Source organism: Bacillus sp. FDAARGOS_235 (assembly GCF_002073415.2).
Classification (GTDB): Bacteria; Bacillota; Bacilli; order Bacillales; family Bacillaceae_G; genus Bacillus_A; species Bacillus_A toyonensis.
The window spans coordinates 3,601,392-3,628,122 of record NZ_CP020437.2; the positions used below are offsets into that span (position 1 = coordinate 3,601,392).

The window sequence follows — 26,731 nt, forward strand, 5'->3', positions numbered from 1 at the left end:
AAAGCTTTGCGCAGTGAGCGCAAAGCTTTTTTTATTTCGTTTTACTTACAATTTGAATGCATGATTTACAATACACTTCTCCGTCTAGCTCAATATATTTTTTCATATTAGTCATACCACTTGCTGGAAATGGCATATGAATCCGTGATTTTTCATATGTTTGTATTTCTTTTTCACATGATTTACAAATGGTCCGTTTCTTATGTAACATATGCAATCAACCTTTCATTTGACGTGCTTTACCCGCGCAAAAGGCACTGCTTAGTAAAAATAGCGTTGCGAATATAATACTTACTAATGTGGCGTATGGAATTGCTCCTTTTAGAGAAAAACCGACAGTGATGGAAGCAACGAATAAGAGGATGAATGTTGTTGTTAATTTTTTGTATAGTTCCATAATAGGTAGACCTCCGATTTATTTGGTAGTGCAATTTTAAAAACTGAATTCTACTATGTAGAAAATATAAGAAAAGTTAAAGGTTAGCTAATGATGTGAAGTCTAGGGGGATAAGAAAGAATGTTTTTCATTTTCCTTTTTGTGGATTACTATACTTATATTGTATCATGATGCATCATCGTCTTCATACATAATTGTGTAAAGGTATGTATGATAAAATGAAGAAAAGTCTTTAAGAAAGGAAGAAGAAAAATGAGTGTCAATGAACATAAAAAACAAGCGCCAAAAGAAGTGCGTTGCAAGATTGTAACAATTTCCGATACACGTACGGAAGAGACAGATAAGAGCGGACAACTATTACATGAATTGTTAAAAGAAGCAGGCCATACAGTGACTTCTTATGCAATTGTAAAAGATGATAAAGAAAGTATTCAGCAAGCAGTGTTAGCTGGTTATCATAAGGAAGATGTTGATGTTGTATTAACAAATGGTGGTACAGGTATTACGAAACGTGATGTCACAATTGAAGCCGTATCAGCGCTATTAGATAAAGAAATTGTCGGATTTGGTGAGTTGTTCCGCATGATTAGTTATTTAGAAGATATCGGAAGTAGTGCAATGTTAAGTAGAGCGATTGGTGGCACAATTGGGCGAAAAGTTGTCTTTTCAATGCCAGGATCTAGCGGAGCAGTTCGCCTTGCGATGAATAAGTTGATTTTACCGGAGTTAGGTCATATTACATTCGAACTGCATCGCCAATGAGTAAGTGGGCTGGAATTGTATTAGCAGGTGGTATGTCGAGTAGGTTTGGTGAGCCGAAAGCGTTAGCGAGCTGGCAAGGGAGTACGTTTATTGAGCATATTTTGAAAGTGATGACAAGGACGCTCCAAGAGGTTGTAGTCATTAGTCATTCTGATATAAAAGAGCGAGTAGAGCAATTCGTACAAGTTCCTGTTATAGAAGATATTCCGCACTATAAAGGAAACGGTCCACTTGCTGGAATTGTATCAGGAATGGAATATATAGAAGCAGATTGGTACGCTATTATGCCTTGCGATGCGCCAAATGTTTCGCATGAGTGGTTTACTATTTTATTAGAGCAAACGAACAATGAATATGATGCGGTTGTACCTATTATTAATGGAAGAAAACAACCGTTACTTGCAGCGTATCATAACCGTGTGAAAGAAAAGATTTATACTTTACTTCAAGAAGAAAAAAGAAGTATGGGGCAGCTTTTATTACAATGTAATGTGAAATATGTTGCCGGAGAAGATATACAAGCAAATGCAGAATGGTTTATAAATGTAAATACGAAAGAAGAATATGCGCAAGCTCAAAAAAACCTTTCAAATGAATGAAAGGTTTTTTGATATACAGAATTGGGGAACAATTGCTGTATAAAGGTATGTGAGTAAGCTGATTTTAAGGGGAATTCTTAAAATCACTATACAGTAAAAACACTGTATAACCATATATTAATTTTTATGGGTTTTTATTACAAGTATGTTTAGTTATGTTTATTTTTGTTATAATGTATATAGAAATAAAGTGATATTTAACCTTATGTATCATTTATTAAACTAAAATTTGTGTTCGTGTAATAAACTCCCTTCATTTTTTTGAAGGGAGTTTTTGTGTTTAAGCGAGTAATTCTGATGTGGCGTGCTGAAGGACTTCTGCATATTGATTAAGTAAGCCACGAAAAATCTCATCCCAGCTTTTGGATTTCGCATAAGACGAAGCTGCTATTCCCATCTGTATAAGTTTTTCTTTATTTTGTAATAAAGAATAAATGGATGATAGAAATGCATCCGCATCTTTTGGTGGACAAAGAACTCCCGTTTTTCCATCTGTAATAATATTTTTAACTCCGCCACTATTTGCACCAATGACAGGGGTACCACATGCAAGTGATTCGAGTACGACATTTCCAAACGTTTCAGTAGCTGATGGAAATACCATTATGTTAGAACAAGCATATGCTTCAGCTAAATCTTCACCTTGTAAATAGCCAGTAAAAGTGACATTTGTTTTCGAGACAGCTTCACATAAGTTTGCTGCTAGAGGACCATCTCCGGCGATGAGCCAATGAATGTCGTTTCGAGTATGCGCGGATTTAACGATAAGGTCTTGCAACGTATCAATATCTTTTTCAGGAGCAATCCGTCCAACATAGGAAAGGACATACTTCGCTGTAATATTATATTTTTTTCGGAATAGGTCTGTATTATAAGCTGGATGAAAGAGTGTGCAATCTACACCACGTCCCCAAATAGAGAGGGACTGAAACCCTTTATTTTTTAGTTGATGTAATGTTTCAGAGGAAGGAACAAAATTCTTTTGCATATGACTATGAAACCATTTTAAATAGTTCCAAAGCATATTAGAGAGGAATTCGATTTTGTAATAGCGTAAATAGGCATCGAAATCAGTATGATAAGAACCGACAACTGGAATGTTTAACTTTTTTGCATAATACAATCCACAAAGTCCCATGTTGAAAGGTGTAGCAATGTGAATCATATCAGGTTTAAAGGTAAGAAGTTCCCGTTTAATGCGCGGAGTAGGAAAAGAAAAGCGGCATTCTGGATATAATATTGTTAACGGGATACTTCTCATTTTGTTCACATTTGCTACGAAATTATCTTCAGCGGTATGCTGAGGGGCGAAAACAGAATAGGCGATATTTTCTTTTTGAAAGTAACGTGTTAATCGCTCTAATGTTTTCGCAACCCCATTGATTTGTGGTGTAAAAGTATCGGTAAATATGGCGACTCTCATCATATCGCTCCTTTACGTGAAGAGTGGGATGCATTGATAAAAAGAGATGATGCCAGAGCAAGTGCCGAGGCACATACCGACGAATACGTCTGACGGATAGTGAAGCCCTAAATAAATGCGAGAAATCCCGACGCATAATGCTAACGGTAATAGAAAAACAAGTAAGCTTGGATTATAGCAAATAAATGGAATGAACACAGAGAAAACAGCCGTTGTATGACCAGACGGGAAAGAGTGGTCTTTTAATGGATGGACTGGATATTTTGCATCCTGAATTGTTAAATAAGGACGTTTTCGTGGATAATATCTTTTTAATATTTGCACAGGAATATGGCTAATTGCTAAAGAAATAGCAGTTGCAATTGCAGCTTGATGCAAAGTCCCTTTTGCGAAAATTAAAAAGAAAAGTGTGAGTGCAATGGAGAAAGTGGCACCACCAATATGAGTAATATTGCTGAAAAAGATATTTAATGTTTTTTGATCAAAGTAGCGATTAATTCCTTTGAAAATGTAACATTCTATTTTATATAATCCACTGACCTTCATGAAGATTCTCCTCCCTCATCTACATATATATGGAGATATTTGCTTCTATTTTAATAAGATTTTGTTGAGGGAATAATAATGTTTTGTAAAGAAAAAGTTAGTTTTTATAAAGTGAAACTTTAATCAGTGGGGATTCTGTTCATCCACCACTGATTATTAGCCTTCACCAATCGGGATGAAAAAAGCTGCCAATCTTATGGCAGCAGGAAAATTATTTTTGTAATGATTTATAGTATTGACCTTTTTCAACGTATTGTGTGCGAATTCGTTCCATGTCTTTACGGTCTTCTTCTGTTAATTCACGAATGACTTTCGCTGGGCGACCGAACGCTAACGTATTTGGTGGAATTTTCTTCCCTTGTGAAACGAGACTCCCAGCACCGATAAAGGCTCCTTCACCAATTTCAGCACCATCTAATATAATAGATCCCATTCCAATTAAAGCATCTTTTTTAATGTGACAGCTATGTAAAATGACTTGATGTCCAACTGTAACGTCATCTTCTAAAATAAGAGGATACTGAGGGCTTTGGTGGAGTGTACATTGATCTTGTACATTTACCCGGTCTCCAATTATAGTCGGTGATACGTCACCTCGGATGACTGTATTAAACCAAATACTTGCTTCTTCACCAATGGAAACATCGCCTGTAATCGTAACATAGTCAGCGATAAAAGCACTACTCGAAATTTTTGGTTTTTTTTCTTTATAAGGATATATCATGTAAAGCCTTCCTTTCCTAGAGACTAGTTTTAGTGTATCAAATTATGAAAAAGAGTGAAATGGAGGAGGTCTGTATGTGGAATTATGAAGCGGAGGAAGCGAAAGCTGTAGTCGTTATTGTACACGGCGCAATGGAATATCACGGACGCTACGAAGCGGTCGCGGAAATGTGGAATCATATCGGCTACCACGTCGTGATGGGAGACCTTCCGTCACATGGAACGACTTCGAGAAATAGAGGACATATTGATTCATTTGATGAATACATAGAAGAAGTTAAATTATGGGTGAAAGAAGCTAGAAAATACCGGGTACCTATTTTTCTATTCGGTCATAGTATGGGCGGTCTTATCGTGATTCGTATGATGCAAGAAACGAAGAGAGAAGATATAGATGGTATCATTTTAAGTTCGCCATGTTTAGGCGTATTAGCTGCACCTGCTGCTCCGCTTCGAGCGGCTTCAAAAATATTAAATGTTGTTGCACCAAAATTGCAATTTGCAACGAATCTTACAGTGGAAATGTCGACACGTAATCATGAAGTGAGAGATGCGATGGAGAATGATTCATTGTTCTTGCGCAAAGTATCAGTACGTTGGTATAGTGAATTAATTAAGTCTATTGAAATGGCCCATAAGAAAATAAACGATTTTCCAGATGTTCCGCTCTTGCTAATGCAAGCATGTGAGGATAAACTTGTAGATAAAATACGTGTCCGCATATGGTTTGATAATGTTAAAATAAGTGATAAGGCATATAAAGAATGGCCTAATTGTTATCATGAATTATTAAATGAGTATGAGCGTGATGAAATTTTGAATTATATTCAGTCATTTACTGAAATACGTATCAATAACATAATAGAAACAAATAAGTAAATTATTTGTACAATGAATAGAGGAGATGAAGGAAGAAGTGAACGTACCGAGTAATCCCATAACGCTCATGGCGAAAGTATACCGTGATGTGTTTCCGGTTGTACACCATGAGCTAGCGATGTGGAAAGAGCGTGCCTACCATATTCCGAATGATGAGCTTCATAGTCAGGCAATCGCAAGTATTGAGCATAAAACGTTTCATTGCGAGGGCGGTGGCATTTTAGCGCTATTAGCAAATGAACACCGAGAGGAATGTATTCGTTTTATCGTAGCGTATCAAACGATTAGCGACTATTTAGATAATTTATGTGATCGCAGTACATCACTTGATCCGAACGATTTTGCCGCGCTGCATGAATCCATGTTAATGGCATTATCACCTGAAGTAGAAGGTGGCGGTAATTATTATCGTTATCGTGATGATCAAGATGATGGTGGTTATTTAGATGAACTTGTTGAAACGTGCCAAGATGTTTTAAAGAAAACGAAGCACTATGACAAAATTGCTCCTGTTCTTCATGAACTAGCTTGTTATTATTGTGATTTACAAATTCATAAACACGTGAAGTTAGAAGAAAGAGAGCCACGTTTAAAGACATGGTTTGAAGCACATAAAGAAAACTTACCCGAGATGAGCTGGTTTGAATTTTCAGCATGTGCCGGTTCTACGCTTGGAATCTTCTGTCTTGTAGCATATGCATTTCATGATGAATTACATGATGAAGATATTGCGAAAATTAGACAAGGGTACTTCCCTTACGTACAAGGACTCCATATTTTACTTGATTATTTTATCGATCAAGAAGAAGACCGTATAGGCGGAGATTTGAATTTCTGTAGTTATTACGAAAACGAGCAAGCTATATTAGATCGCATGAAACATTTTGTAGAAGAAGCAGAGAACAGCATTGGTGATTTGCCTCATGCGAAGTTTCATCGTCTTATTAGCCGAGGGTTACTTGGTATTTATTTATCAGATCAAAAAGTATCAGCACAAAAGAATATGCACAAAATGGCACGGCGCATTGTAAAATACGGAGGGCTTACTTCACGATTCTTCTATTGGAACGGGAAGTTGTACCGAAAGAAAATGGCGCAGTGATGAAGAAAACCACTCTATATGAGTGGTTTTCTTTTCATTATAATCGTATTTTTGAAAATACATATATAAGAAGTTCAATCGCAAAAATAACTAAAACAGACAGTCCGAATAAAGGCATGACAGCGCCTAGTATAACCATCATGATAAAGAAAACGAGTACGCTTTTCTTATCTCTTTGCTTTGGCGGTGCTGCTAATTTTCCTTTCGGCTTTCTTGCTAACCACATTTTTATTCCGTAATAAATGAGAAGTAATAAAGAAAATGTCGTTAGTAAGCATAATATTTTATTTGGCCATCCGAATAAATGTCCTTCGTGAAGCGGGATGCCGTAAGTGAACCATTGTGCAAGTAATCCATAATCACGATAGTCCGTTTTTGAAATGAGTTCCCCGCTATATTGATCAAAGTAAGCTGTTATCTCTTCATTTGGTGCAACATGCATACCTGTAATACCAGAACCGCTCGATTTCGAAACAGTGAATACACCTTTCGGATCAGCTGGTAGTGAGATAACATATGGCTTTTTTATTTCAATTTCTTTTTGTAATTCATCGACAGAAATTGCTTTCGGTTCATTTGAATTCGATTCAGGCGGAGCTTCTTTTCTTGTTGCCCACGGCAATTCTTTTACCTTCGATTCAGGTGGTGCCATATACAATTTGGGATATCCGATCGATTCATTCGACGCTGCGATTTTATAAATTTGGTTGCCCATAAATCCTGACCACGGCAATCCAGATGCGACTAGCAGAAAGAGAGGAATTGTAAATATAATACCGATAATAGAATGACGTCTTTTTGCTTTTTCTCGCTTATTGGATGATGGTGTGTTTTTGAATTGGCGTATACTCATGTACAATCCGGTTACGATTAAAAAGATTGTCCAGCATGCCGCAAGTTCTACAGTATAGTTGACGACAGTGCCACCAACTAAAAGAGAACTATGTAATTCCCTCATGATATTGGCAAACGTTTCACTTGCATTTTGATCCCCAACAATTTGATTATTGCTGTCTAAATACACATATTTTTGTTGCCCAGTATATTCATTCGCAATAGTAAGCCTCGTATTATAATCCCCATTAAACTCACTAATTTTCGCCACGCTATAATGTGGATATTTTTTCTCTGTTAAGGAAATAGAATCAGACATCGAAATAGACTCTGTTTGGGCGCTCTTCCCAAAATACAAATCTTTATAGATGAAATCCTCAACCTCTTCCCGAAATAAATACCCAATTCCGCTCAGTGACAAAGTAATAAGAAGTGGCGTAATAAAAAGACCAGCATAAAAATGCCAACGCCAAAAAATGTAATGAAGCGAACGATTTACTTTCATACTTTCAGTTCCCCTAACCTTCCCTATATGAATAACTACTTATTTAATATAGCGAGATTAAGTGTGGATACTTTGAAAGAATTGTGAAGAAAGTTAAAAGTTTTGGGGGTTTTTAGCAAACAAAAAACACATTTTAAAAGGGCTGTTTTCTATGTTTATGAAGATCTTTTAGTATTTGATAGATACATCCAAACAACCGCCTCAGCAAGACATTGAGCAGAATCCACAAAATCCTCACTCGCCACAACATTCAAATCAGTACATGCGATAATAGCAGTATCTATTTCATCTTTTAATTGTAAAACGAGCGCGCTCCATAATTTGCGGGCTTCTTCAATTTCTCCGCTTTTAATACAAGTAATAATTTGATTAATCATCTCCTGCCATTTTTCATTATGGAGGTATTCTATATTACGTTTTGCAATCCCGTCTTGGTAAATTCCAGCTTGAACAGTCGCTTCTGTTGCGAGAAGAGCGACTCTTTTTACAGTTTCAGGAATTGCTCGTAACGTCTCATCGACTATATTCAAAATTGGAATAGAAAGAGAATGCTGTAATTCTTCAAAATAAAGATGCGCTGTATTGCAAGGTATAGCAATAAAGTCTACACCAGCACTTTCGAGTTTTTGTGCTCCTTCAATAATCGCTTTTTTCATCGCTTCGTGATCGATAGGACGATCCATGTAAAACGGTGTTGGGCAAGAATAAATCATCATATGAGGAAAGTCTATATCATGTTTTGCTCCGTATATTGTTTGGCACTCTGCTACAACTGTATCGACGAATGGCCCAGTTGATTTTGGCCCCATTCCTGCTAGTATTCCAATCATTTTTTCGTCTCCTTTAACATTGTATATATCCATTATATAGGAGAATAACAAAAAGACGTGCAGTGAGTGCACGTCTTTTTTTGTTATGTTTTGTCGAATAATCGATATATCCAAGAAATCGTTGATATATTGTAAGTTATGATAGATATATCGAAAAAATCGTTGATATATCCCGAGTTATGATAGATATAATTGAAAAATCGTTGATATAATTACCCCGTTAATGCCCCCACTGATTAAAGTTTCACTTTATCGCTTCTCAATCGCCACAATAAATGGCGGGTTATTTTGCTGGTTAATGAAGCCGTATCGCAAAACGTGAGCTTGTTTTTGGTCGAGTTCTTCTGCAAATTTAAGTACAGCGTCGCGTTCTACTTGTCCTTCTGGATGTCCGTGGTAAATGACAAGGACGATGATACCTTCAGGTGCCATTATTTCTAATAATTGTTCGATCGCCGAGATTGTTGAGTTCGGCTTTGTAACGATATGTTTGTCTCCGCCTGGAAGGTAACCTAAGTTGAAGATTGCGCCTGTTACTTTTCCTTTTGCATCTTCTGGTAATACGGATACAAGTGTATCGTGACTATCGTGAACTAAAACAGTACGTTCGAAAAGTTTTTTTTCTTTTAGACGGATAGTAGAACTTTCAATTGCTTCTTTTTGAATATCAAATCCAAATACTTTTCCGTTATCTCCAACAATTTCAGCTAGGAAGCAAGCATCATGACCATTTCCAAGTGTTGCATCTACAGCGTAATCGCCTTCTTTAACAGCCGTTTGCAGCAGCGAGCGAGCAAACGGTAATACACGTTCTAATTTCATTTTTGTTTCTCCTCATTTGCATATTTTCCTTGCCAGCTTCCGCGGCGTACAAATTCTGCATCGATGGAATTTAATACTTCCCATTTATTTAAGCTCCACATTGGGCCAATCATTAAATCAGGTGGACCGTCACCTGTGATACGGTGCACAATTACGTCTTCTGGAATCATTTCAAGTTGGTCAACAACGAGACTTACGTAATCTTCAAGAGAAAGAAACTCCAATTGTCCTTTTTCATATTGCTTCACCATTGGCGTTCCTTTTAATAAATGAAGCAAATGAATTTTAATTCCTTGTACGTCAAGCTTCGCTACTTCACGAGCTGTTTCCATCATCATGTCGTAATCTTCAAGTGGAAGACCATTAATAATATGAGAGCAAACTCTAATGCCGTGCTTACGTAATTTATTTACACCTGCAACGTAAGACGGATAATCGTGGGCGCGGTTAATAAGATTGGCAGTACGTTCATGGACAGTTTGTAGTCCAAGCTCAACCCAAAGATAAGTGCGTTTATTTAAGTCCGCTAAATATGCAACGACATCGTCCGGTAAACAATCTGGACGAGTTGCGATAGAAAGACCGACAACGTCTTTTTCTGCTAGAAGCGGTTCAAATTTTTCTTTTAACACTTCAAGTGGAGCATGTGTATTTGTGTACGCCTGGAAATAAGCGATACATTTTCCGTCTTTCCACTTTGCGTGCATTTTTTCTTTCATTTCATGATATTGCGTTATAACATCATCGCGGCGATCGCCAGCGAAGTCACCAGATCCAGCGGCACTGCAAAATGTACAGCCACCATAAGCAACTGTACCGTCACGGTTCGGGCAATCGAAGCCAGCATCTAATGAAACTTTAAAGATTTTTTCACCAAATTCATTTCGTAAATGGTAATTCCATGTATGATAACGTTTATTGTCGTTTGTATATGGAAAAGGGTTTTGAACCTTCATTACTTTCCCTCCTAAGACGAGTCAAAATGAAACAAATAAAATCCATTATAACATACTCATAAGGTTCAGATGGAAGGGACACACTAAAGGGGAATTGAAGCAAGGAGGGACAATTATGGCAGAGCGTCAATCACTTGAATCGTATATTACACAGGCGGAACAAGCGGTGGAATATGCGAAAGAGCAATTAGATCTTGGTATGAGACAAGAGCATTACAATACGATGGAGTATTCAGATGCACAGTTACAATTAGAACAAGCATATAACGATTTACAAACGATGCAACAACATGCGAATGATGAGCAACGTGAGCAGTTAAATAGAGCACGTATGGCAATTCGCCAATTGCAACATCAAATGATTATTACACCGCACTAATAAGGAGTGAATGTAATGGCGAAACGTTCAGATCAAAATAACCCAGAGCAAAAAACACAAAATGGACATAACGCTGAGTTTTCGAATGAGCTTGATCCAGTTGTGCAAGTGAAACAGCGCAACAGTAAAAAAGGACAACCTCAAAGATCGAAGCAATCAGAGTAGACCAGGTCGCAATATGACCTGGTTTTATTTTATTATATTACAATAATGTAAGATTCCTGTAAGGTTAACCGATAGTTACGATTGTCCTTTTCCAGTAGAGTAAGGAAGGATTAAATTTTATACAAGGAGTTGCTTTATGGGGAACAATATTACAAACAAACGAATTGATGAGTTAGATTACATTCGTGGTTTCGCACTACTGGGGATTATTTTAGTAAATATTCTTGCACTACTTAATATTAAAATTCCAGACCCTAATACAGTGGATGCAAGTTATCAAAGGTTTCTATACTTATTTGTAGAAAGTCGTTTCTTCTCAATCTTCTCATTCTTATTTGGAGTAGGATTCTATATCTTTATAACGAGAGCAATTGCGAAAGGGAAGAATGGATATGTTCTATTTCTACGCCGAGTAGTTGCACTATTTATTTTCGGTTTGATTCATTACATGTTTCAGCCAGGAGAGGCATTAACGTTATATGCAATTTGCGGGTTAATCGTTTTACCATTTTATAAAGCGAAAAAACAAGTGAACTTAGTTATTGGCCTTATTTTAACAATTGCTTTTAGTGTAATGGGGATTAAAGAACTATTACCACTCGGCTTAATTTTATTAGGTCTTGCTGCAGGCCAATATCGTGTATTTGAAAATCTCACGCAAAACATAAAGAAAGTCGCTATTTTTACAGGTATTATGTTTGTTTTAAGTGTCGTAGCTGTATGGTATCAATACGGGCACGTACCTGCTGAGCCATTTGTAAATATGATACTTATGAATGAGGACGGAACAATGGATGCTGCAGGCCGATTTTTAAAAATTGGTGTTACAGTTGGACCAGTCATTTCAGCTTTCTATGTGGGAGCATTAATTTTATTACTTCAATTAAAAACAGTTCAAACATTGTTAGCACCACTCAAATACTATGGTCGTATGGCGTTAACAAATTATATCGGACAAACTGCAATGATTTTAATTGCAGGAAGTGCATTTAACTTTGCGGGAAACTTAACGTACATGCAGACGTTATATGTATGTATTGCAATTTACGCAATTCAAATTGTGTTTAGTGTGATTTGGATGAAAATCTTTAAGATGGGTCCACTAGAATGGATTTGGCGTGTTATTACGTACTGGACGGTAACACCTTTAAAGAAATAAAGAGAGAAGTAGGCTGTTCCTTTTGTGGAACAGCCTACTTTTATTTTCAGCTTTTGTCGGTAAGTCAATATAATTTCATTTACGGATGTACCATTTCAAAAAGTGAACGAATTTGTATTTAAAGGAAAAAAGTCAACCTTACATGCTCAGCCTTTTTATATTACAAAAGTGTAAGGTAAATGTAATGTTAACAAATAGCAGTTCCCCTCCAAAAAGCGCAAAATAGGTAATGGAAAAACAAGCATAGGAGGATATATATGACGAAACCAGTTGTAGACGTGAAAAACGTTCAAAAAGTGTACGGTAAAAAAGGTGAGAACCAATCACACGCGTTAAAAGGTGTATCATTCTCAATTCAAGAGGGTGAGTTTGTAGGAATTATGGGACCATCTGGTTCTGGTAAAACGACATTATTAAATGTAATTTCAACGTTAGATAAAGCAACAGGCGGCGTTGTTGAAATTGCGGGTACGGATATTACAAAAATGAAGCAAGGTGAGCTTTCAGATTTCCGTTCACAAAAGTTAGGATTCATCTTCCAAGACTTTAACTTATTAGAGAACTTATCTATTTACGAAAACATTGCACTTCCACTTTCACTTCAAGGTGTTTCATCACGTAACATTGGACCGAAAGTAGAAAAAGTAGCAGATATGTTAGGAATCACAGAAATACTTCAAAAGTATCCATCTGAAGTATCTGGTGGACAAAAGCAACGTTCGGCAGCAGCGCGCGCTTTAGTACATGAGCCAGCAATTATTTTAGGGGACGAGCCAACAGGAGCGCTTGATTCTAAAAATGCAGCGAGTTTACTTGATGCGATGACAAACTTAAATGAAGATCAAGGTGTATCTATTATGATGGTTACACATGATCCGTATAGTGCAAGTTACTGTCAGCGTATTTTATTCATTCAAGATGGTGAGCTATATAAAGAAATTCACCGTGGTGGTACACGTGAAGAGTTTTATAAAGAAATTTTAGATGTGCTTGCAGACTTAGGCACACAAAAAGCGTAGGAAAGGAGACTTTGGCATGTTATTCAAACTTTCCATGTCAGGACTAAAAAGTAAGCTGAAAGATTATATCGTCTTACTGGTTGGTCTTGTCATGTCGATTTCAATTTTTTATATGTTCCAAACGTTAGCGTTAAACGAGGCCTTCCTTAAGGAAAATTCTACTATTGGTCAAATTGGATTTGTATTCCAAGCAGGTTCATTTTTACTAGCTATTATAACGTTCTTCTATATTTTGTATGCGAACTCTTTCTTACTATCTCTTCGTCAAAAAGAGTTTGGTATGTATATGATGTTAGGAGCAAAAAAACATAAAGTTACATTACTTATGTTTATTGAAACAATCGTATTAGGTGCTGCGTCTCTTGCGATTGGTATTATAGTTGGTGTAGGACTTGCAGAAGGTATCGGACAGTTATTAATGAAACAATTAGAATTTGCTGGTGAAGGCTATAAAGCATTTTATTTACCATCTATGACTGTTACTTGCATCTTCTTCTTTGCACTATTTGTATTATCAGCAATTATGAATAGTATTAAATTATCTCGTATTTCTGTATTACAACTTGTACATGCAGATGCACAAACAGAACGTGTTGCGGTAAAAGGGAAAATGACAGGTTTAGTTGCATTCCTTGCGGTTATTTTATTAGGTATTGGCTATGCATCAATGATTTATATGGAAAAACTAAGAGAAATGGGAATCATTATTGCATTAATTACAACAACAGCTGGTACTTACATGCTATTTGGATCGCTTCTTCCTGTTATTATTAAAAAGTTAAAAAGTAATAAAAAACGAAGCGAAAAAGGGCTTAACGCTTTTACTTTTGCACAATTAAACTTCCGTATTAATAGTTTAACGAAAGTGCTTGCGACAGTAGCAATGTTAGTTGCTCTTGGAGCGGGTGCAATTTCAGGTGGTATGGCGTTTAAAAATAATGTTATAAAAATGGTAGATGGTTTAGTAATATATGATTCAGTAGTTCATAACCCAACAGCTGAAGAAAAGAAAATTTTAGACGGTATTACATTTAAAGAGAAAAACGAATATCGTTACAAAGTAGATGATAAATACGTTTACTATATAAAAGAGGATTTAGAGAAAAATCGTCCTTTAGTAAAAGATATGGCAAACATGAAATCGATGAAAGATTTAGTGAATACGAAGAAAGCTTCAGAGGAACTACCAGTAGGTGCAGTTTCTAGAGACATGAATGAAACAGATGCGAACGCTAAAGAACTTCCAAAAGAATGGGTTGATGCTTTTAGTACAATCCATCCATATTATATATACGAAGATCATGCGATTAAAATTGTAGACCAAAAAATGTACGATGGGATAAATGGTAAAGAAGGTATAGCATTTATCGGAAAAGTAGATGATTTCTTAACATATACAAAAGAATGGAAAAAACTTGACGAGTTGCAGCTAGATAAATATAAAAATGTAACGGCTGAAAGAATGAACAGTAAATATCAAGCTTACGACATGTTCTACGGTTTTGCGAGTGGAACAGTGTTTATGGGCTTCTTCCTTGGCATTGCTTTCTTAGCGATGATGGCAAGTTGCTTAATGTTTAAAATTCTGTCTGGTGCATCAAAAGATATTACGCGTTATCAAATGCTTCGTAAAATCGGGGTGCGCCGTGAATTATTAACAAAATCTATTTATAAAGAGTTATTCTTAGTATTCTTATTCCCGGCAATTGTCGGTATTGCTCACGTATTAGTTGGTATGAATATTTTCGGATTTATTTTACTTGATCCGTACTTCCGTATTTGGGTACCAATTGTAATTTTCGTAGTTATTTATGCGATTTATTACTTCATTACAGTTCAATTGTATAAAGGAATTGTTCTTCCGAAAGAGGACTAATAACAAAAATACCGAGCGTAGGGCGCTCGGTATTTTCGTTATTTTCAGAAAAAATAACGAAAAACATTGATATGTTACTTAATTATGTTATAAAATATAATTAAGTAACATAAACTAAACATATAAAGTAGCAGGAAATGAAAGGAGGAATCCAACTTGCAGAAAGAAGATGGATCTTTATTTGAAGTTATAAGTATAGCGCTAAGGTCCAAAGAAGTTTTACTATTTTCATCTTTATTCCTCGTTATTTTTCTAACCGCAACGTATTTTTACAATAGTAAGTTTCCAAATCATAAATATCCAGAATTTTTAGGTGCATTAAAGTATATCGCTTCAATTGTATAGCGTAAAAAATTTAAAAGGAAATGGATAATACATGGAATTCCCATAGCATGATAAGGTAAAATGGACAACATGATGAGAAAATTACCGTTCATAAGATGAGGAGAATACATGTATGGAAGTTGTAGAGGCATTAAAAGATATAAGCCAAATTGAGGCTATGAAAAAATATTTGAAAGAGCATTCCCAGCGAGATTATCTTTTATTCGTTATTGGAATTAACACGGGTTTAAAAATTACTGAGCTCCTTAGTATGAAGTTTGAAGATGTATTAAATGAAGATGGAACTGCTAAAGAGTTTTATTCTCTTCCTGTGAAAGATGAAAAATTTAAACAAGATATTTATTTAAATACAAAAGTAAAGGAAGCGCTTTTAGCGTACGTACAATCTTTTGATGCTCAAAGAGAAAACTACGTATTTCAATCTAATAAAACGACAAATTCAATTACGCGTCAACAAGCTTATCGGGTGATTCATAATGCTGCGGAAGCAGTTGGAATTGTTGGGAAGATTGGAACGAATTCAATGAGAAAAACATTTGGGTTTCACGCGTACAAAAGAGGAATAGCGATTGCGCTACTGCAAAAACATTTCCATCACGCAACGCCATCAGAAACGCTCAAATATTTAGGTATTTCAAAAGATGAAAAGTTTAAAACGGAGATCGATGTAGATTTGTAAAAGCCGTAACTAAAAATTTTAGGAGGCGGAAAATATGAATATTAGAGAAAGTGAACTTCCGGGTATTGGTTGTAAGTTTGAAGTAATTACGAAAGGTAATGAAAAAATGGTTATCGTTATTCATGATGATGGAAGAAGAGAAATGTATCATTTTGATGTGGATCATGATGAGAGTATTTCAAGTATTTCTCTTCGCGATTCTGAAGCGAGACAAATTGCAGCTATATTAGGTGGAATGGTCTATAGGCCACAAGCGTTAGACACGATTGAGATGGCTTTTGAAGGATTATCAATTGAGTGGTTTAAAATAGAAAATAACGCACCAGTCGTACAAAAGACAATTGGTAGTTTACATGTTCGAAAAACATATAACGTAACAATCATTGCTATTTTGAAAAAGAATATGAAGAAATTTTTCAATCCAGGTCCAGATTCTATCATTGAGGCTGGTGATATGCTCGTATTATCGGGTGAAAGACATGAAGTGAAGAGAATTATTAATGAGTTGCTTTCAGCGGGAGGTGACTCATAATCGATGGATACTTTAGTCTTTGAAGTTGGAACTGCGTTAGTATTAGTAGCTTTTGCAACAATTCTCGCTGCAAAGTTAAAGTTTTCGATTATTCCGTTTCTCATTATACTTGGTATGCTAGTGGGGCCTCATGCCCCAGATTTAGGGCTTATCGATTTAAGGTTTATTGAAAGCGGAGAAGTAATTTCCTTCCTCGGCCGTGTTGGCGTCATATTCCTCCTATTCTATTTAGGCTTAGAATTCTCAATAAAAAAATTAATTAAATCAGGAAAGTCGATTGCTTTTGGGGGAACTGTTCATATATCGCTTAATTTTATATTAGGTTTGCTTTACGGATATATAATGGGTTTCCCCTTATTAGAAACATTAATTATTGCCGGAATCATAACAATTTCCTCGAGTGCAATTGTCGCAAAAGTAATTGTTGATTTAAGGCGATCTGGTAATAAAGAGACGGAGCTAATTTTAGGAATCATTATGTTTGATGATATCTTTTTAGCTGTATATTTGTCAGTTGTTTCAGGGTTAGTACTCGGAGGTGCAACGTCATTTATAGGTGCTCTTACATCTGTTTTAATCGCAGTAGGCTATATGTTATTGTTCTTTATAATCGCTCGAAAAGCTACGCCGTTCCTAAATAAAGTATTAGATATTTCGTCTAACGAAATTTTTATTATCGTAATATTCGCTATTTTATTCTTTGTGGCTGGTTTTTCAGAAACGATTCATGTTGCTGAGGCGATTGGAGCGTTATTATTAGGGCTTGTCTTTTCTGAAACAGAGCATAGTGATCGAATCGAGCATCTTGTCGTTCCGTTTCGTGATTTCTTTGGAGCTATATTCTTTTTCAGTTTCGGTTTAAGTATAGATCCATTTTCTCTTGGAGGAGCCGTGTGGTTGGCCTTAGGAGCAGTTTTCATTACTCTCATCGGTAATTTTATCGCTGGAATGGCTGCGGGACGTAAAGCAGGGTTATCACATAAGGCATCTACGAATATCGGATTAACGCTTGTATCACGCGGAGAGTTCTCCATTATTGTAGCCAATATCGGTATTGCGGGTGGCTTAATGGCAGCGATTAAACCGTTCTCTGCACTGTACGTTTTAATATTAGCATCGTTAGGTCCGTTATTAACGAAAGAGTCTGGGAGAATATACTCTCTATTAGATAAGATATTTAAATGGAGTGCTAAAGAACGTGCGAAGCGAGAAAAAGAAGTTGGATAGTTATAAAAAAGGGGAGACTGCATGAACTTCATGTAGCCTCCCCTTTCTTATATATTGTTACTGATGTCCTTTTTTGTCGGTAAGTCGATATATTTTTAAGTGGCAATCAATATAATTTCATTTACCAACATACCGTTATCTGAATTTCATCAACTATTAATCAGTTGCCTTCCTATTTAAAAACGACTACAATTTTACTGTTATATATGAACGAAAAAAAATAGAATAGGAGGGGAGAATATGCCAAGGAAAGTATGGCTATTAGTAGCTGGGATGATTATTAATGTCACGGGTGCTTCTTTTTTATGGCCTTTTAATACAATTTATTTGCATGATCATCTAGGGAAATCTTTATCAGTGGCTGGAATGGTATTAATGATCAACTCGCTTACTGGTGTAATCGGAAACTTGCTCGGCGGTGTTTTATTTGATAAATGGGGCGGTTATAAATCAATTTTAGTAGGAATTGTCATTACACTCGTATCGATTTTAGGTCTTGTGTTCTTCCATGGTTGGCCGTTATATGTTGTATGGCTAGCATTAATTGGCTTTGGTTCTGGAATGGTCTTTCCATCGATGTATGCGATGGTTGGTACAGTTTGGCCAGAGGGCGGAAGACGAGCATTTAATGCGATGTATGTTGGACAAAACGTTGGTATTGCGATTGGAACAGCGTGCGGTGGCTTAGTTGCGTCGTATCGTTTTGATTATATTTTCTTAGCGAACTTTATTTTATACTTTGTTTTCTTCTTAATTGCTTTTATTGGATTCCGTGGTATGGAAGACAAAAAAGGGTCAGAGGTACAAAAAGAAGTCGAAACGAAAAAAGGGTGGCCACTTACACCGGGATTCAAAGCACTTCTTATTGTGTGTGTAGCATATGCTTTATGCTGGGTTACATACGTACAGTGGCAAGGGGCGATTGCAACACATATGCAAGAATTAAATATTAGCCTTCGTCACTATAGTTTATTATGGACGATAAACGGAGCGATGATCGTTTGTGCGCAGCCGCTCGTTAGTATGCTAATTCGCTGGATGAAGCGTTCTTTAAAACAACAAATTATGATTGGGATTTTCATTTTTGCGGCTTCATTCATTGTGTTAAGTCAAGCGCAGCAATTTACGATGTTCCTCGTTGCGATGGTAACATTAACGATTGGTGAGTTATTCGTATGGCCAGCGGTTCCGACCATTGCAAATATACTTGCGCCGAAAGATAAATTAGGATTTTATCAAGGGGTCGTAAATAGTGCGGCGACTGTAGGGAAAATGTTCGGACCAGTCGTCGGCGGAGCAATTGTTGATTTATACAATATGGAAGTATTGTTTATCGCGATCATGGTAATGCTGGTAGTAGCGCTTATAGCAACGAGCATTTATGACAAACGAGTAAAAGTAGAAGAAACAGTTGAAGAAAAAATTGCAGTTTAGTTTGACGGAACATGTAACATGTTTTAGAATATATTTAATTAACTCATATTTGTAATAACAGTGAAAAGGAGTAGTAGTAATAGAAGCGGGTTTAGAGAGTTGACGGTCGGTGCAAGTCAATCCACGTTTCGTTATGAACTCGCCTTTGAGTTGCAGTTGTGAAACTAATAGTAGCAATTGCCGTTAATCCACGTTACGGATCTAAGCGAATGTATATTTTACATTAATTTAGGGTGGTACCGCGGGAATCTATAACCTCTCGTCCCTTTCTAGGGATGAGAGGTTTTTTGTATTTTGGGCGGTGAAAATAAATAGAATTTCAAGGAGGGTATCTCATGAGCTTTAATCATCAAGAAATTGAGAAGAAGTGGCAAGGATATTGGGAAGAGAATAAAACATTCCGTACGCCAGATGAGACAGAAAAACCAAAATTTTATGCACTAGATATGTTTCCATATCCATCAGGTGCAGGCTTACACGTAGGACATCCAGAAGGTTATACAGCGACAGATATTTTATCTCGTATGAAGCGTATGCAAGGATATAACGTTCTTCATCCAATGGGATGGGATGCATTCGGTCTTCCAGCAGAGCAATATGCACTTGATACTGGAAATAGCCCGGCAGAATTTACAGAGCTTAATATTAATACGTTCCGTAATCAAATTAAAGCATTAGGCTTCTCTTATGATTGGGATCGTGAAGTAAATACAACGGATCCAAACTACTACAAGTGGACACAATGGATCTTCTTAAAACTATTTGAAAAAGGCTTAGCTTACGTTGATGAAGTACCTGTAAACTGGTGTCCAGCGCTTGGTACAGTACTTGCAAACGAAGAAATCATTGATGGTAAGAGTGAGCGCGGTGGGCATCCGGTTGAGCGTCGTCCGATGAGACAGTGGATGTTAAAAATTACAGCTTACGGAGATCGTCTATTAGAAGATCTAGATGAGCTTGATTGGCCAGAAAGCTTAAAAGATATGCAACGTAACTGGATTGGTCGTTCTGAAGGTGCAGAAGTACACTTTAACATCGACGGTACAGATGAAAAATTCACAGTTTTCACAACGCGTCCTGATACACTATTCGGTGCAAGCTACTGTGTACTTGCTCCAGAGCATGCACTTGTTGCTGACATTACAACTGCTGAGCAAAAAGAAGCTGTAGAAGCTTACATTAATTCTGTAAAAATGAAGAGTGATTTAGAGCGTACAGAACTTGCGAAAGAGAAAACTGGTGTATTCACTGGTGCTTACGCAGTTAACCCAGTAAACGGTGAGAAATTACCAATCTGGATCGCTGATTACGTTCTTGCAACTTACGGAACAGGTGCTGTAATGGCGGTTCCAGCTCACGATGAGCGTGACTATGAATTCGCATCAACGTTCAATCTTCCAATGAAGGAAGTTGTAAAAGGCGGAGACATTACGAAAGAAGCATACACAGGTGATGGTGCACACGTAAACTCAGCATTCCTTGATGGTTTAAATAAAGAAGAAGCAATCGCAAAAATGATTGAATGGCTTGAAGTGACGAGCGCAGGAAATCAAAAAGTAACGTACCGTCTACGTGACTGGTTATTTAGCCGTCAACGTTATTGGGGTGAGCCAATTCCAGTAATCCACTGGGAAGATGGCACAATGACAGCTGTGAAAGAAGAAGAATTACCATTAGTTCTTCCGAAAACAGAAAACATCCGTCCTTCAGGTACAGGTGAATCACCACTTGCTAACATTGACGAGTGGGTAAATGTTGTTGATCCTGAAACTGGTAAAAAAGGTCGTCGTGAAACGAACACAATGCCACAATGGGCTGGTAGCTGTTGGTACTACTTACGCTACATGGATCCAAATAATAACGAAGCACTTGTAGATCCTGAAAAAGTAAAACAATGGCTTCCAGTTGATATTTATATCGGCGGTGCAGAGCACGCTGTACTTCACTTACTATATGCTCGTTTCTGGCATAAAGTATTATATGATATCGGTGTAGTTCCAACGAAAGAGCCGTTCCAACAATTATTCAACCAAGGTATGATTCTAGGTGAAAACAACGAGAAAATGAGTAAATCAAAAGGTAACGTTGTAAACCCTGATGATATCGTAGCGAGCCATGGTGCAGATACACTTCGTCTATACGAAATGTTCATGGGACCATTAGATGCTTCAATCGCTTGGTCTGAAAATGGTCTTGACGGAGCTCGTCGTTTCCTAGACCGCGTATGGCGCCTATTCGTTCAAGATAACGGTGAATTAAGTGAGAAAATTACTGATGCACCAAATAAAGAGCTTGAAAAAGCTTACCATCAAACAGTGAAGAAAGTAACAGAAGACTATGCAGAGCTTCGCTTCAACACAGCGATTTCTCAAATGATGGTATTCATCAACGATGCATACAAAGCTAATACACTTCCGAAAGAATATGTAGAAGGTTTCGTAAAAATGATTGCACCAGTTGCACCTCATATCGGGGAAGAACTTTGGAGCAAGCTTGGTTACAATGAAACAATCACATATGCAAGCTGGCCAACATTTGATGAGTCTAAACTTGTAGAAGATGAAGTTGAAATCGTTGTTCAAATTATGGGCAAAGTTCGCGCAAAATTAACAATGAGTAAAGACGCATCAAAAGAAGAAATGGAACAACTTGCACTTGAAGCAATTAAAGAACAAATCGAAGGAAAAACAGTTCGTAAAGTAATTGTCGTTCCTGGCAAACTTGTTAACGTTGTTGCAAACTAATGAATGAAAGAAAAGCTCAGAGCCTTTATGCTCTGAGCTTTTTTATATAGAAAATAATTTCTGGATCACCTTCATCTAAGTTTTCAATTATTCCACTACGCATAAATCCATTCGCTTTAAAAACTTTTTGCATATTTGCATTCGATTCGTTCGTTGAAGAAAAAATTTTTTGCGTAGGAGAATTACTTAACATATAGGAGATTAATGAGCTTGCATGGCCTTGTCTTCTTTTTGTTGGCGAAACAATGATTAATGAGAGGAACGTGTAGCTAAAGAAGTTCGTATCATACGTCAGAAAACCTAAAATAGAATTGTCTTCTTTTACAATGATGCATTTCTCCTCATCAATAGCGTGTTTAATATAATTTCGTCTACTATCGTCTCCGATTACATCAATATCTATATGTAAGATTGAATCTAAATCGTCGTTTGAAGCTTTTGTAACGTTTCTCAATAGAAATGCCTCCTTTTAAAGTGGTGAAAGAATAATCAGTCAATTGATTCTATCACGAATGAGGAAAAAGGTTAGGAATTCTTATGCAGACAAACACCTATTTTTAACTAGGAAATATGATACAAAAGGTAGGTTAAATTGAAAACAAGGGGTGAAAGGAATGAAAGGGATGGACAATAATGCACCGCATGGCTTCTTCGGAGGTGGATCGGATAGTTATGAACAAATGATGTTAATGGGAGGAGCAGGGCAACAAGGATACGGTGGAATTCCGAGCTGGATGGGTGGAGCACATGGAGGATTTCCAACATCAGTAGCAGGCATGCAAACTGGAATTCCAACGTTAACGGGAGGATTTCCGACATCAGTAGCTGGCGCACAAACTGGAATTCCAGTAGGAGTACCAACTACATTTCCTTCTTTCGTTGGAGGGGGACAGACAGGATTCCCTGTACCAGGAGTAGGTGTTGTAGCAGGAGGAGTAGGTGGGTATCCGCAAGTCATACACGGTCATCACCACCATCAAGGTCAACATGGCCATCACGGTCATCACCACCATCAAGGTCAACACGGCCATCAAGGTCATCACCACCATCAAGGTCAACATGGCCATCAAGGTCATCACCACCATCAAGGTCAACACGGCCATCAAGGTCATCACCACCATCAAGGTCAACACAGCCATCAAGGTCATCACCAACAACAAGTACATCACCAAGGTCACCACCACATTCATCCGCAAGCTGTTCTTTATCAAACTCACCAAGGCCAACACGGTCATCAAGGCCAACATGGTCACCATGGACATCACCACCAAGGCCAACATCATGGACACCAAGGCCAACATCATCACCAAGGTCAACACCACCACCAAGGTCAACAGCATCATCAAGGTCAACAGCATCATCAAGGTCAACAGCATCATCAAGGTCAACAGCATCATCAAGGTCAACACCATCACCAAGGTCAACATCATCACCAAGGCCAACAGCATCATCAAGGCCAACAACAATATCAGCAATATCAACAACAGCAACAATCGTCTCCTTGGACAGGGGGAATTGGAGCAGGAGGAGCAGGGGCAGCAGCAGGAGCAGCTAGTATTAGTGGAGCAGCAGGACACGCGGGGCACGTGGGTCATTAATGAGCTGCAGAAAAAAAGACATAATAAAAAACTGCTAGGAAATCCTAGCAGTTTTTTTCAGCTTCTTGGCGCTGACGTTCAATTTCAGCACGAAGTTGTGGTTCTGGTGCTTGCCAGCCTTCTGGTTTTAAAATTTTGCCGTCGCCTTCACGGAATCGAGGTTTCCCATCAGGGAATAGTTTTGCCATGTTTGCGTTGTTTACAATCTCGAATCCTTTATCTGGACGTACGCCCATTTCTGCAAACGTTCCGAATGCAAAGTAAATAAGGTCAATAAGTGCATCGTATTGATCTTCAACAGTAGTTGCTTCTAGAAATTCTTCTAGCTCTTCTTGCATAAAACTTGCACGGATTTTTGCGCGCTCTTCTGTTAGTTTTGTTGGAGTATTTGTTACAGGATGTCCGAAATCTTCATGCATTTTTGCAACAAGCTCGTACCCTTTATCTAAACCTTTTTCGTTTGTCATGTTGTTTCATCCTTTCTCACTTTGTGCCGAATTTCATTGTAACATAAGGTGATTATTAAATAAAAAAAGGATGTTCTAAAAATATATTGAAACATTCTCTTCTTAGTATGGGTTGTTACTATTGTCAATTTTTGTAGGTAAATCGATATTTTGTGTCGAATCGTTGATATATTTTGAGTTATGGTAGATATATTTGAAAAATCGTTGATATAAATTCATGTACTGTAGCGCTGATTCCAAAATAGAAAATAAAAAGGATGTCATCTAGTCAAAAATCTCGACTTATGAGACATCCTCGCTCGTTATTCTTCTTTTTTTATTAAAATGGATAAAATAAGGTCGATGCCGAACATACCAACGAGTAACATCGGTATAACGACAAGTAAATAACGTGTGAAGGAAACATTTTTTAAGTATGTATGAGCAAATAAAAAGACGCCGAGAAATAAAATACCGTTTAAAATAGGCTTTACTAATTTTTTAGACATAAGCTCCCCCATAAATATCTTCTCTCTCTATCTAAAATAAAAACTCCTCTATCCGTTGTATCATGCCGGAGAGAGGAGTTCAATCATTTCTCATTCAATTACACCAGAATTTGTAATGTTTACGGTGTATTTTATATGAATCGGAACATCTTTGTACATTTGTCTCCACTCTTCTAATTTGAAGGGGCGATAATGGTGTTTATATTTTGCTCCTAGCCCGAGGGGATCGACGCCTAAAGATTTGAACTGCTTAATTAATTTGGCAGCCTGTACGTCCAATTGTTTTTGTACATTTTTTTCAATGTTTTTTGTGTTCTTGTTATTTTCTAAGTTAATTTGTTTTGATAATTCTTGAATACGTGCATCAAGATGAACGTGAATGAAAAAAGAAGGCTTTCCGTTTTTAATCTTTATATCGTAAGTTGGAACAGAACGAATATTATTAATCATTACGTACGCAGAATCTGTTTTAAATTCATGTGAATCTAATTTATGTTTTTCTAACAGTCCTTTAAATATGAACATATCTTTTTGCGCAATTTTACCGATATATTTATCTTTTTTAAAAAGACCAATTCCGGTGATTTTTATTTTATCACCATGTTTCTTTAAAATTGGAATATAGTAGTCTTGCCCTTCTTGATAATAACGGAATGCTCCTACATGCAGATTATCCGTTGGTAAAGGACCGGTCTCCATATTATGTTCTAGCAACTTTTTTATATAAATTGCAACGTTATATGAAGTTGTATATTTGCCTTTTAAAAGTTCGGTACCATTCCCCTCTAATAAAGCAACATATAAAGCGTTTCCTATATTCACATCTCGAAGTAATGTATCGAATGAAGTAGACATTCCTTTTTTTGCAAGTCTTATCGTATATAGAGCGACACGCATTTGTCCGCTAGCAAACGGTTGAGAAGACTCTAAAGATGTGTCTGCTTTTACTTGTTTTACCGCATTTGCGCTGCCTTCAAAAACTTGAACTTTATTTCCTTTTTTCTGAATGGGACAAACGAATGTCACTTTTATTTTATTATCTTTTGCTACATCAAAAACGCTTCCTTGAATAAGTTGTACATCATCGATAATATTTTTTTGTAAACATCCAGTTAAACTGAAGAATGTTATACAAGAAATAAGTATTAATTTGCTTTTGATTTTTTCCATTTTCTTTTCACCCACACAATAATAAATAGAATTGGGATGTATACATAAATGAGCCAAAAACTAACTTTTGATGCATTACTAATAAAGTTATTAATATCGTGTCTGTTTGTTAAAAGTTGTGAAACAATGAGGGTGATAAGGATGAAAGCGATTAAAACACCTCTTTGTTTTACGCGAAATATTTCGTGAGTTCCTCTCACTGCAGCCCATAAGGGGAGGATGAAACTAGTGACAATAACGAGTGCATAAGCTGAAATTGCAATATATTCTAGTCTTTCTATAAATGGTAATTGGATTACTTGGGTCATAGAAAGTTGCGACCATATCGTTTTTAACAATTGTTTTTCACTAAAAAATGCAAAGGCTAAAAGGGTACTAAATAAATATAGAAGATTTGAAAATAGTGCCCCGTATTGAGCGTATTTATGAGATTGCATAGGTTTTTTCACAAATGGATAAACCATGAGGTAAATCTCAAAACCGGTCATACTGTAGATGGACAGTTGAGAGGCTTTTAAAATATCTGAAAAAGAATGTGTGAATATAGGAAGTAGATTATCCCAATGTGAGTATTTCAAAACAAATAGGCTAAGCAATAAATATCCCAATGTACCACCAACAGATATAACACAAATACCAGTAATGACACGAAAGCCAGAAGAAATAATGTAGTAGCTAACTAAGCATAAAAAAAGTGTTAACATCCAAGTTGAAGCGGTAGGAAACATCCACACTTGAATAATTTCAACGTATGTTCGAATGACGGAAATACTGACGATTAAAAAATAAGCAGCAAAGATGATATTAATACAGTCCCCAAGCCATTTTCCAAATGTTTGCCGATGTAAATCAATTAAATTACCGTTTGTTTCTTTTAATAAGACGTACATCATCCATATAAGAATATGGATACAAAACCCTGTGATTAAAACTCCCATCCAGCCGTCGTATCCAGCAGCTTTTGCAATAATTCGAGCGAACCCGAGAACTCCGGCACCAAACTGTGCACTGTGAATTAAGAAGAAAACAAAGACAGGAGATATTTGATATTTTTCTTGAACTTTACTCATC

Annotated in this window: 30 protein-coding genes and 1 other annotated feature; of the genes, 16 read left to right on the top strand and 14 right to left on the bottom strand. The window is 36.8% G+C overall.

Annotation, left to right across the window (positions count from 1 at the left end; genetic code table 11):
- Window positions 1-31: 31 nt before the first annotated feature.
- Window positions 32-211 (bottom strand): hypothetical protein, encoded by a 180-nt coding sequence (locus A6J74_RS20650; protein ID WP_000902511.1) that lies wholly within the window; start codon window positions 209-211, stop codon window positions 32-34.
- A 6-nt stretch (window positions 212-217) separates the two neighbouring features.
- Window positions 218-397, bottom strand: coding sequence for a hypothetical protein (locus A6J74_RS20655; RefSeq protein ID WP_000424805.1), 180 nt, complete (start codon window positions 395-397; stop codon window positions 218-220).
- Between the two features lie 252 nt (window positions 398-649).
- On the opposite strand from A6J74_RS20655, the gene A6J74_RS20660 reads away from it, so the two are divergent.
- Both A6J74_RS20660 and A6J74_RS20665 read left to right on the top strand, forming a co-directional pair.
- Complete coding sequence (locus A6J74_RS20660; protein ID WP_000115581.1) at window positions 650-1,159, top strand: MogA/MoaB family molybdenum cofactor biosynthesis protein; 510 nt, start codon at window positions 650-652, stop codon at window positions 1,157-1,159.
- Window positions 1,156-1,758 (top strand): molybdenum cofactor guanylyltransferase, encoded by a 603-nt coding sequence (locus A6J74_RS20665; RefSeq protein WP_000049466.1) that lies wholly within the window; start codon window positions 1,156-1,158, stop codon window positions 1,756-1,758. Before A6J74_RS20660 ends, A6J74_RS20665 begins: the two co-directional genes overlap by 4 nt.
- 280 nt (window positions 1,759-2,038) lie before the next feature.
- Here A6J74_RS20665 and A6J74_RS20670 read toward each other — a convergent pair whose 3' ends face one another.
- The 3 genes from A6J74_RS20670 to A6J74_RS20680 form a co-directional block, all read right to left on the bottom strand.
- The gene (locus A6J74_RS20670; protein ID WP_001261593.1) at window positions 2,039-3,181 is read right to left on the bottom strand and encodes a glycosyltransferase family 4 protein; all 1,143 of its coding nucleotides are present in this window, start codon (window positions 3,179-3,181) and stop codon (window positions 2,039-2,041) included.
- Between the two features lie 12 nt (window positions 3,182-3,193).
- Complete coding sequence (locus A6J74_RS20675) at window positions 3,194-3,727, bottom strand: phosphatase PAP2 family protein (protein WP_000868586.1); 534 nt, start codon at window positions 3,725-3,727, stop codon at window positions 3,194-3,196.
- 211 nt (window positions 3,728-3,938) lie between these two features.
- Window positions 3,939-4,451, bottom strand: coding sequence for a gamma carbonic anhydrase (locus A6J74_RS20680; protein ID WP_000640192.1), 513 nt, complete (start codon window positions 4,449-4,451; stop codon window positions 3,939-3,941).
- A 74-nt stretch (window positions 4,452-4,525) separates the two neighbouring features.
- Here A6J74_RS20680 and A6J74_RS20685 point away from each other — a divergent pair, with 74 nt between their 5' ends.
- Together A6J74_RS20685 and A6J74_RS20690 are read left to right on the top strand one after the other, a co-directional pair.
- Entirely contained in the window at window positions 4,526-5,329 is an 804-nt protein-coding gene (locus A6J74_RS20685; protein WP_000267437.1) for an alpha/beta hydrolase, read from the top strand.
- 37 nt (window positions 5,330-5,366) lie between these two features.
- Window positions 5,367-6,431 (top strand): tetraprenyl-beta-curcumene synthase family protein, encoded by a 1,065-nt coding sequence (locus A6J74_RS20690; protein ID WP_001102465.1) that lies wholly within the window; start codon window positions 5,367-5,369, stop codon window positions 6,429-6,431.
- Window positions 6,432-6,468: 37 nt separating this feature from the next.
- Here the strand turns inward: A6J74_RS20690 and A6J74_RS20695 are convergent, their stop codons facing one another.
- The 4 genes from A6J74_RS20695 to mnmL form a co-directional block, all read right to left on the bottom strand.
- Window positions 6,469-7,770: a PepSY-associated TM helix domain-containing protein gene (locus tag A6J74_RS20695; protein ID WP_000867831.1), complete on the bottom strand. Its 1,302-nt coding sequence runs from the start codon at window positions 7,768-7,770 to the stop codon at window positions 6,469-6,471.
- A gap of 155 nt (window positions 7,771-7,925) precedes the next feature.
- Window positions 7,926-8,600, bottom strand: coding sequence for an aspartate/glutamate racemase family protein (locus tag A6J74_RS20705; RefSeq protein WP_000579296.1), 675 nt, complete (start codon window positions 8,598-8,600; stop codon window positions 7,926-7,928).
- Between the two features lie 249 nt (window positions 8,601-8,849).
- Window positions 8,850-9,422 (bottom strand): tRNA 5-(aminomethyl)-2-thiouridylate-methyltransferase MnmM, encoded by a 573-nt coding sequence (gene mnmM / locus A6J74_RS20710; RefSeq protein WP_000764465.1) that lies wholly within the window; start codon window positions 9,420-9,422, stop codon window positions 8,850-8,852.
- Complete coding sequence (gene mnmL / locus A6J74_RS20715; protein ID WP_000868008.1) at window positions 9,419-10,378, bottom strand: tRNA modification radical SAM protein MnmL/YtqA; 960 nt, start codon at window positions 10,376-10,378, stop codon at window positions 9,419-9,421. Before mnmL ends, mnmM begins: the two co-directional genes overlap by 4 nt.
- A 115-nt stretch (window positions 10,379-10,493) precedes the next feature.
- Here mnmL and A6J74_RS20720 point away from each other — a divergent pair, with 115 nt between their 5' ends.
- From A6J74_RS20720 to leuS, 11 genes are all read left to right on the top strand, one after another.
- The gene (locus tag A6J74_RS20720) at window positions 10,494-10,757 is read left to right on the top strand and encodes a YtzC family protein (RefSeq protein ID WP_000840865.1); all 264 of its coding nucleotides are present in this window, start codon (window positions 10,494-10,496) and stop codon (window positions 10,755-10,757) included.
- 15 nt (window positions 10,758-10,772) lie between these two features.
- Window positions 10,773-10,922, top strand: a complete 150-nt coding sequence (locus A6J74_RS20725) for a hypothetical protein (protein WP_001129345.1) — start codon at window positions 10,773-10,775, stop codon at window positions 10,920-10,922.
- 136 nt (window positions 10,923-11,058) lie between these two features.
- Window positions 11,059-12,081 (top strand): DUF418 domain-containing protein, encoded by a 1,023-nt coding sequence (locus tag A6J74_RS20730; protein ID WP_000527728.1) that lies wholly within the window; start codon window positions 11,059-11,061, stop codon window positions 12,079-12,081.
- A gap of 257 nt (window positions 12,082-12,338) precedes the next feature.
- Window positions 12,339-13,100 carry an ABC transporter ATP-binding protein gene (locus tag A6J74_RS20735; RefSeq protein WP_000165849.1) on the top strand — a complete coding sequence of 254 codons (762 nt, stop codon included), beginning with the start codon at window positions 12,339-12,341 and terminating at the stop codon, window positions 13,098-13,100.
- 16 nt (window positions 13,101-13,116) lie between these two features.
- The gene (locus A6J74_RS20740; RefSeq protein ID WP_000897747.1) at window positions 13,117-14,976 is read left to right on the top strand and encodes an FtsX-like permease family protein; all 1,860 of its coding nucleotides are present in this window, start codon (window positions 13,117-13,119) and stop codon (window positions 14,974-14,976) included.
- A 156-nt stretch (window positions 14,977-15,132) separates the two neighbouring features.
- Window positions 15,133-15,321: a hypothetical protein gene (locus tag A6J74_RS20745; RefSeq protein ID WP_001168330.1), complete on the top strand. Its 189-nt coding sequence runs from the start codon at window positions 15,133-15,135 to the stop codon at window positions 15,319-15,321.
- 112 nt (window positions 15,322-15,433) lie between these two features.
- Window positions 15,434-16,000 carry a tyrosine-type recombinase/integrase gene (locus A6J74_RS20750; protein ID WP_000454203.1) on the top strand — a complete coding sequence of 189 codons (567 nt, stop codon included), beginning with the start codon at window positions 15,434-15,436 and terminating at the stop codon, window positions 15,998-16,000.
- Window positions 16,001-16,034: 34 nt separating this feature from the next.
- Window positions 16,035-16,532 (top strand): cation:proton antiporter regulatory subunit, encoded by a 498-nt coding sequence (locus tag A6J74_RS20755; protein ID WP_001026058.1) that lies wholly within the window; start codon window positions 16,035-16,037, stop codon window positions 16,530-16,532.
- A 3-nt stretch (window positions 16,533-16,535) separates the two neighbouring features.
- A complete protein-coding gene (locus tag A6J74_RS20760) occupies window positions 16,536-17,759 on the top strand; it encodes a cation:proton antiporter (protein ID WP_000380436.1) in 1,224 nt (407 codons plus the stop codon).
- A gap of 240 nt (window positions 17,760-17,999) precedes the next feature.
- Window positions 18,000-19,193, top strand: coding sequence for an MDR family MFS transporter (locus tag A6J74_RS20765; protein WP_001137541.1), 1,194 nt, complete (start codon window positions 18,000-18,002; stop codon window positions 19,191-19,193).
- A gap of 51 nt (window positions 19,194-19,244) precedes the next feature.
- Window positions 19,245-19,463: a binding site (T-box leader), on the top strand.
- Between the two features lie 65 nt (window positions 19,464-19,528).
- Window positions 19,529-21,937 (top strand): leucine--tRNA ligase, encoded by a 2,409-nt coding sequence (leuS, locus tag A6J74_RS20770; protein ID WP_000009469.1) that lies wholly within the window; start codon window positions 19,529-19,531, stop codon window positions 21,935-21,937.
- A gap of 25 nt (window positions 21,938-21,962) precedes the next feature.
- On the opposite strand, the gene A6J74_RS20775 is transcribed toward leuS, so the two are convergent.
- Complete coding sequence (locus A6J74_RS20775) at window positions 21,963-22,391, bottom strand: GNAT family N-acetyltransferase (protein ID WP_001246766.1); 429 nt, start codon at window positions 22,389-22,391, stop codon at window positions 21,963-21,965.
- A gap of 160 nt (window positions 22,392-22,551) precedes the next feature.
- Between A6J74_RS20775 and A6J74_RS20780 the strand changes: the two genes are divergently transcribed.
- Window positions 22,552-23,535: a hypothetical protein gene (locus A6J74_RS20780; protein ID WP_080609577.1), complete on the top strand. Its 984-nt coding sequence runs from the start codon at window positions 22,552-22,554 to the stop codon at window positions 23,533-23,535.
- Between the two features lie 44 nt (window positions 23,536-23,579).
- Here the strand turns inward: A6J74_RS20780 and A6J74_RS20785 are convergent, their stop codons facing one another.
- The 4 genes from A6J74_RS20785 to A6J74_RS20800 all read right to left on the bottom strand — a co-directional run bounded on the left by A6J74_RS20785 (window position 23,580) and on the right by A6J74_RS20800 (window position 26,730).
- Complete coding sequence (locus A6J74_RS20785; RefSeq protein ID WP_000180546.1) at window positions 23,580-24,002, bottom strand: pyrophosphohydrolase domain-containing protein; 423 nt, start codon at window positions 24,000-24,002, stop codon at window positions 23,580-23,582.
- 302 nt (window positions 24,003-24,304) lie between these two features.
- On the bottom strand, window positions 24,305-24,490 hold the full coding sequence (locus tag A6J74_RS20790; RefSeq protein WP_000038783.1) for a hypothetical protein: 186 nt from the start codon (window positions 24,488-24,490) through the stop codon (window positions 24,305-24,307).
- A gap of 90 nt (window positions 24,491-24,580) precedes the next feature.
- Entirely contained in the window at window positions 24,581-25,660 is a 1,080-nt protein-coding gene (gerHC, locus tag A6J74_RS20795) for a spore germination protein GerHC (RefSeq protein WP_000411379.1), read from the bottom strand.
- Window positions 25,636-26,730, bottom strand: coding sequence for a spore germination protein (locus tag A6J74_RS20800; RefSeq protein ID WP_000049091.1), 1,095 nt, complete (start codon window positions 26,728-26,730; stop codon window positions 25,636-25,638). Before A6J74_RS20800 ends, gerHC begins: the two co-directional genes overlap by 25 nt.
- Window position 26,731: the final 1 nt, after the last annotated feature.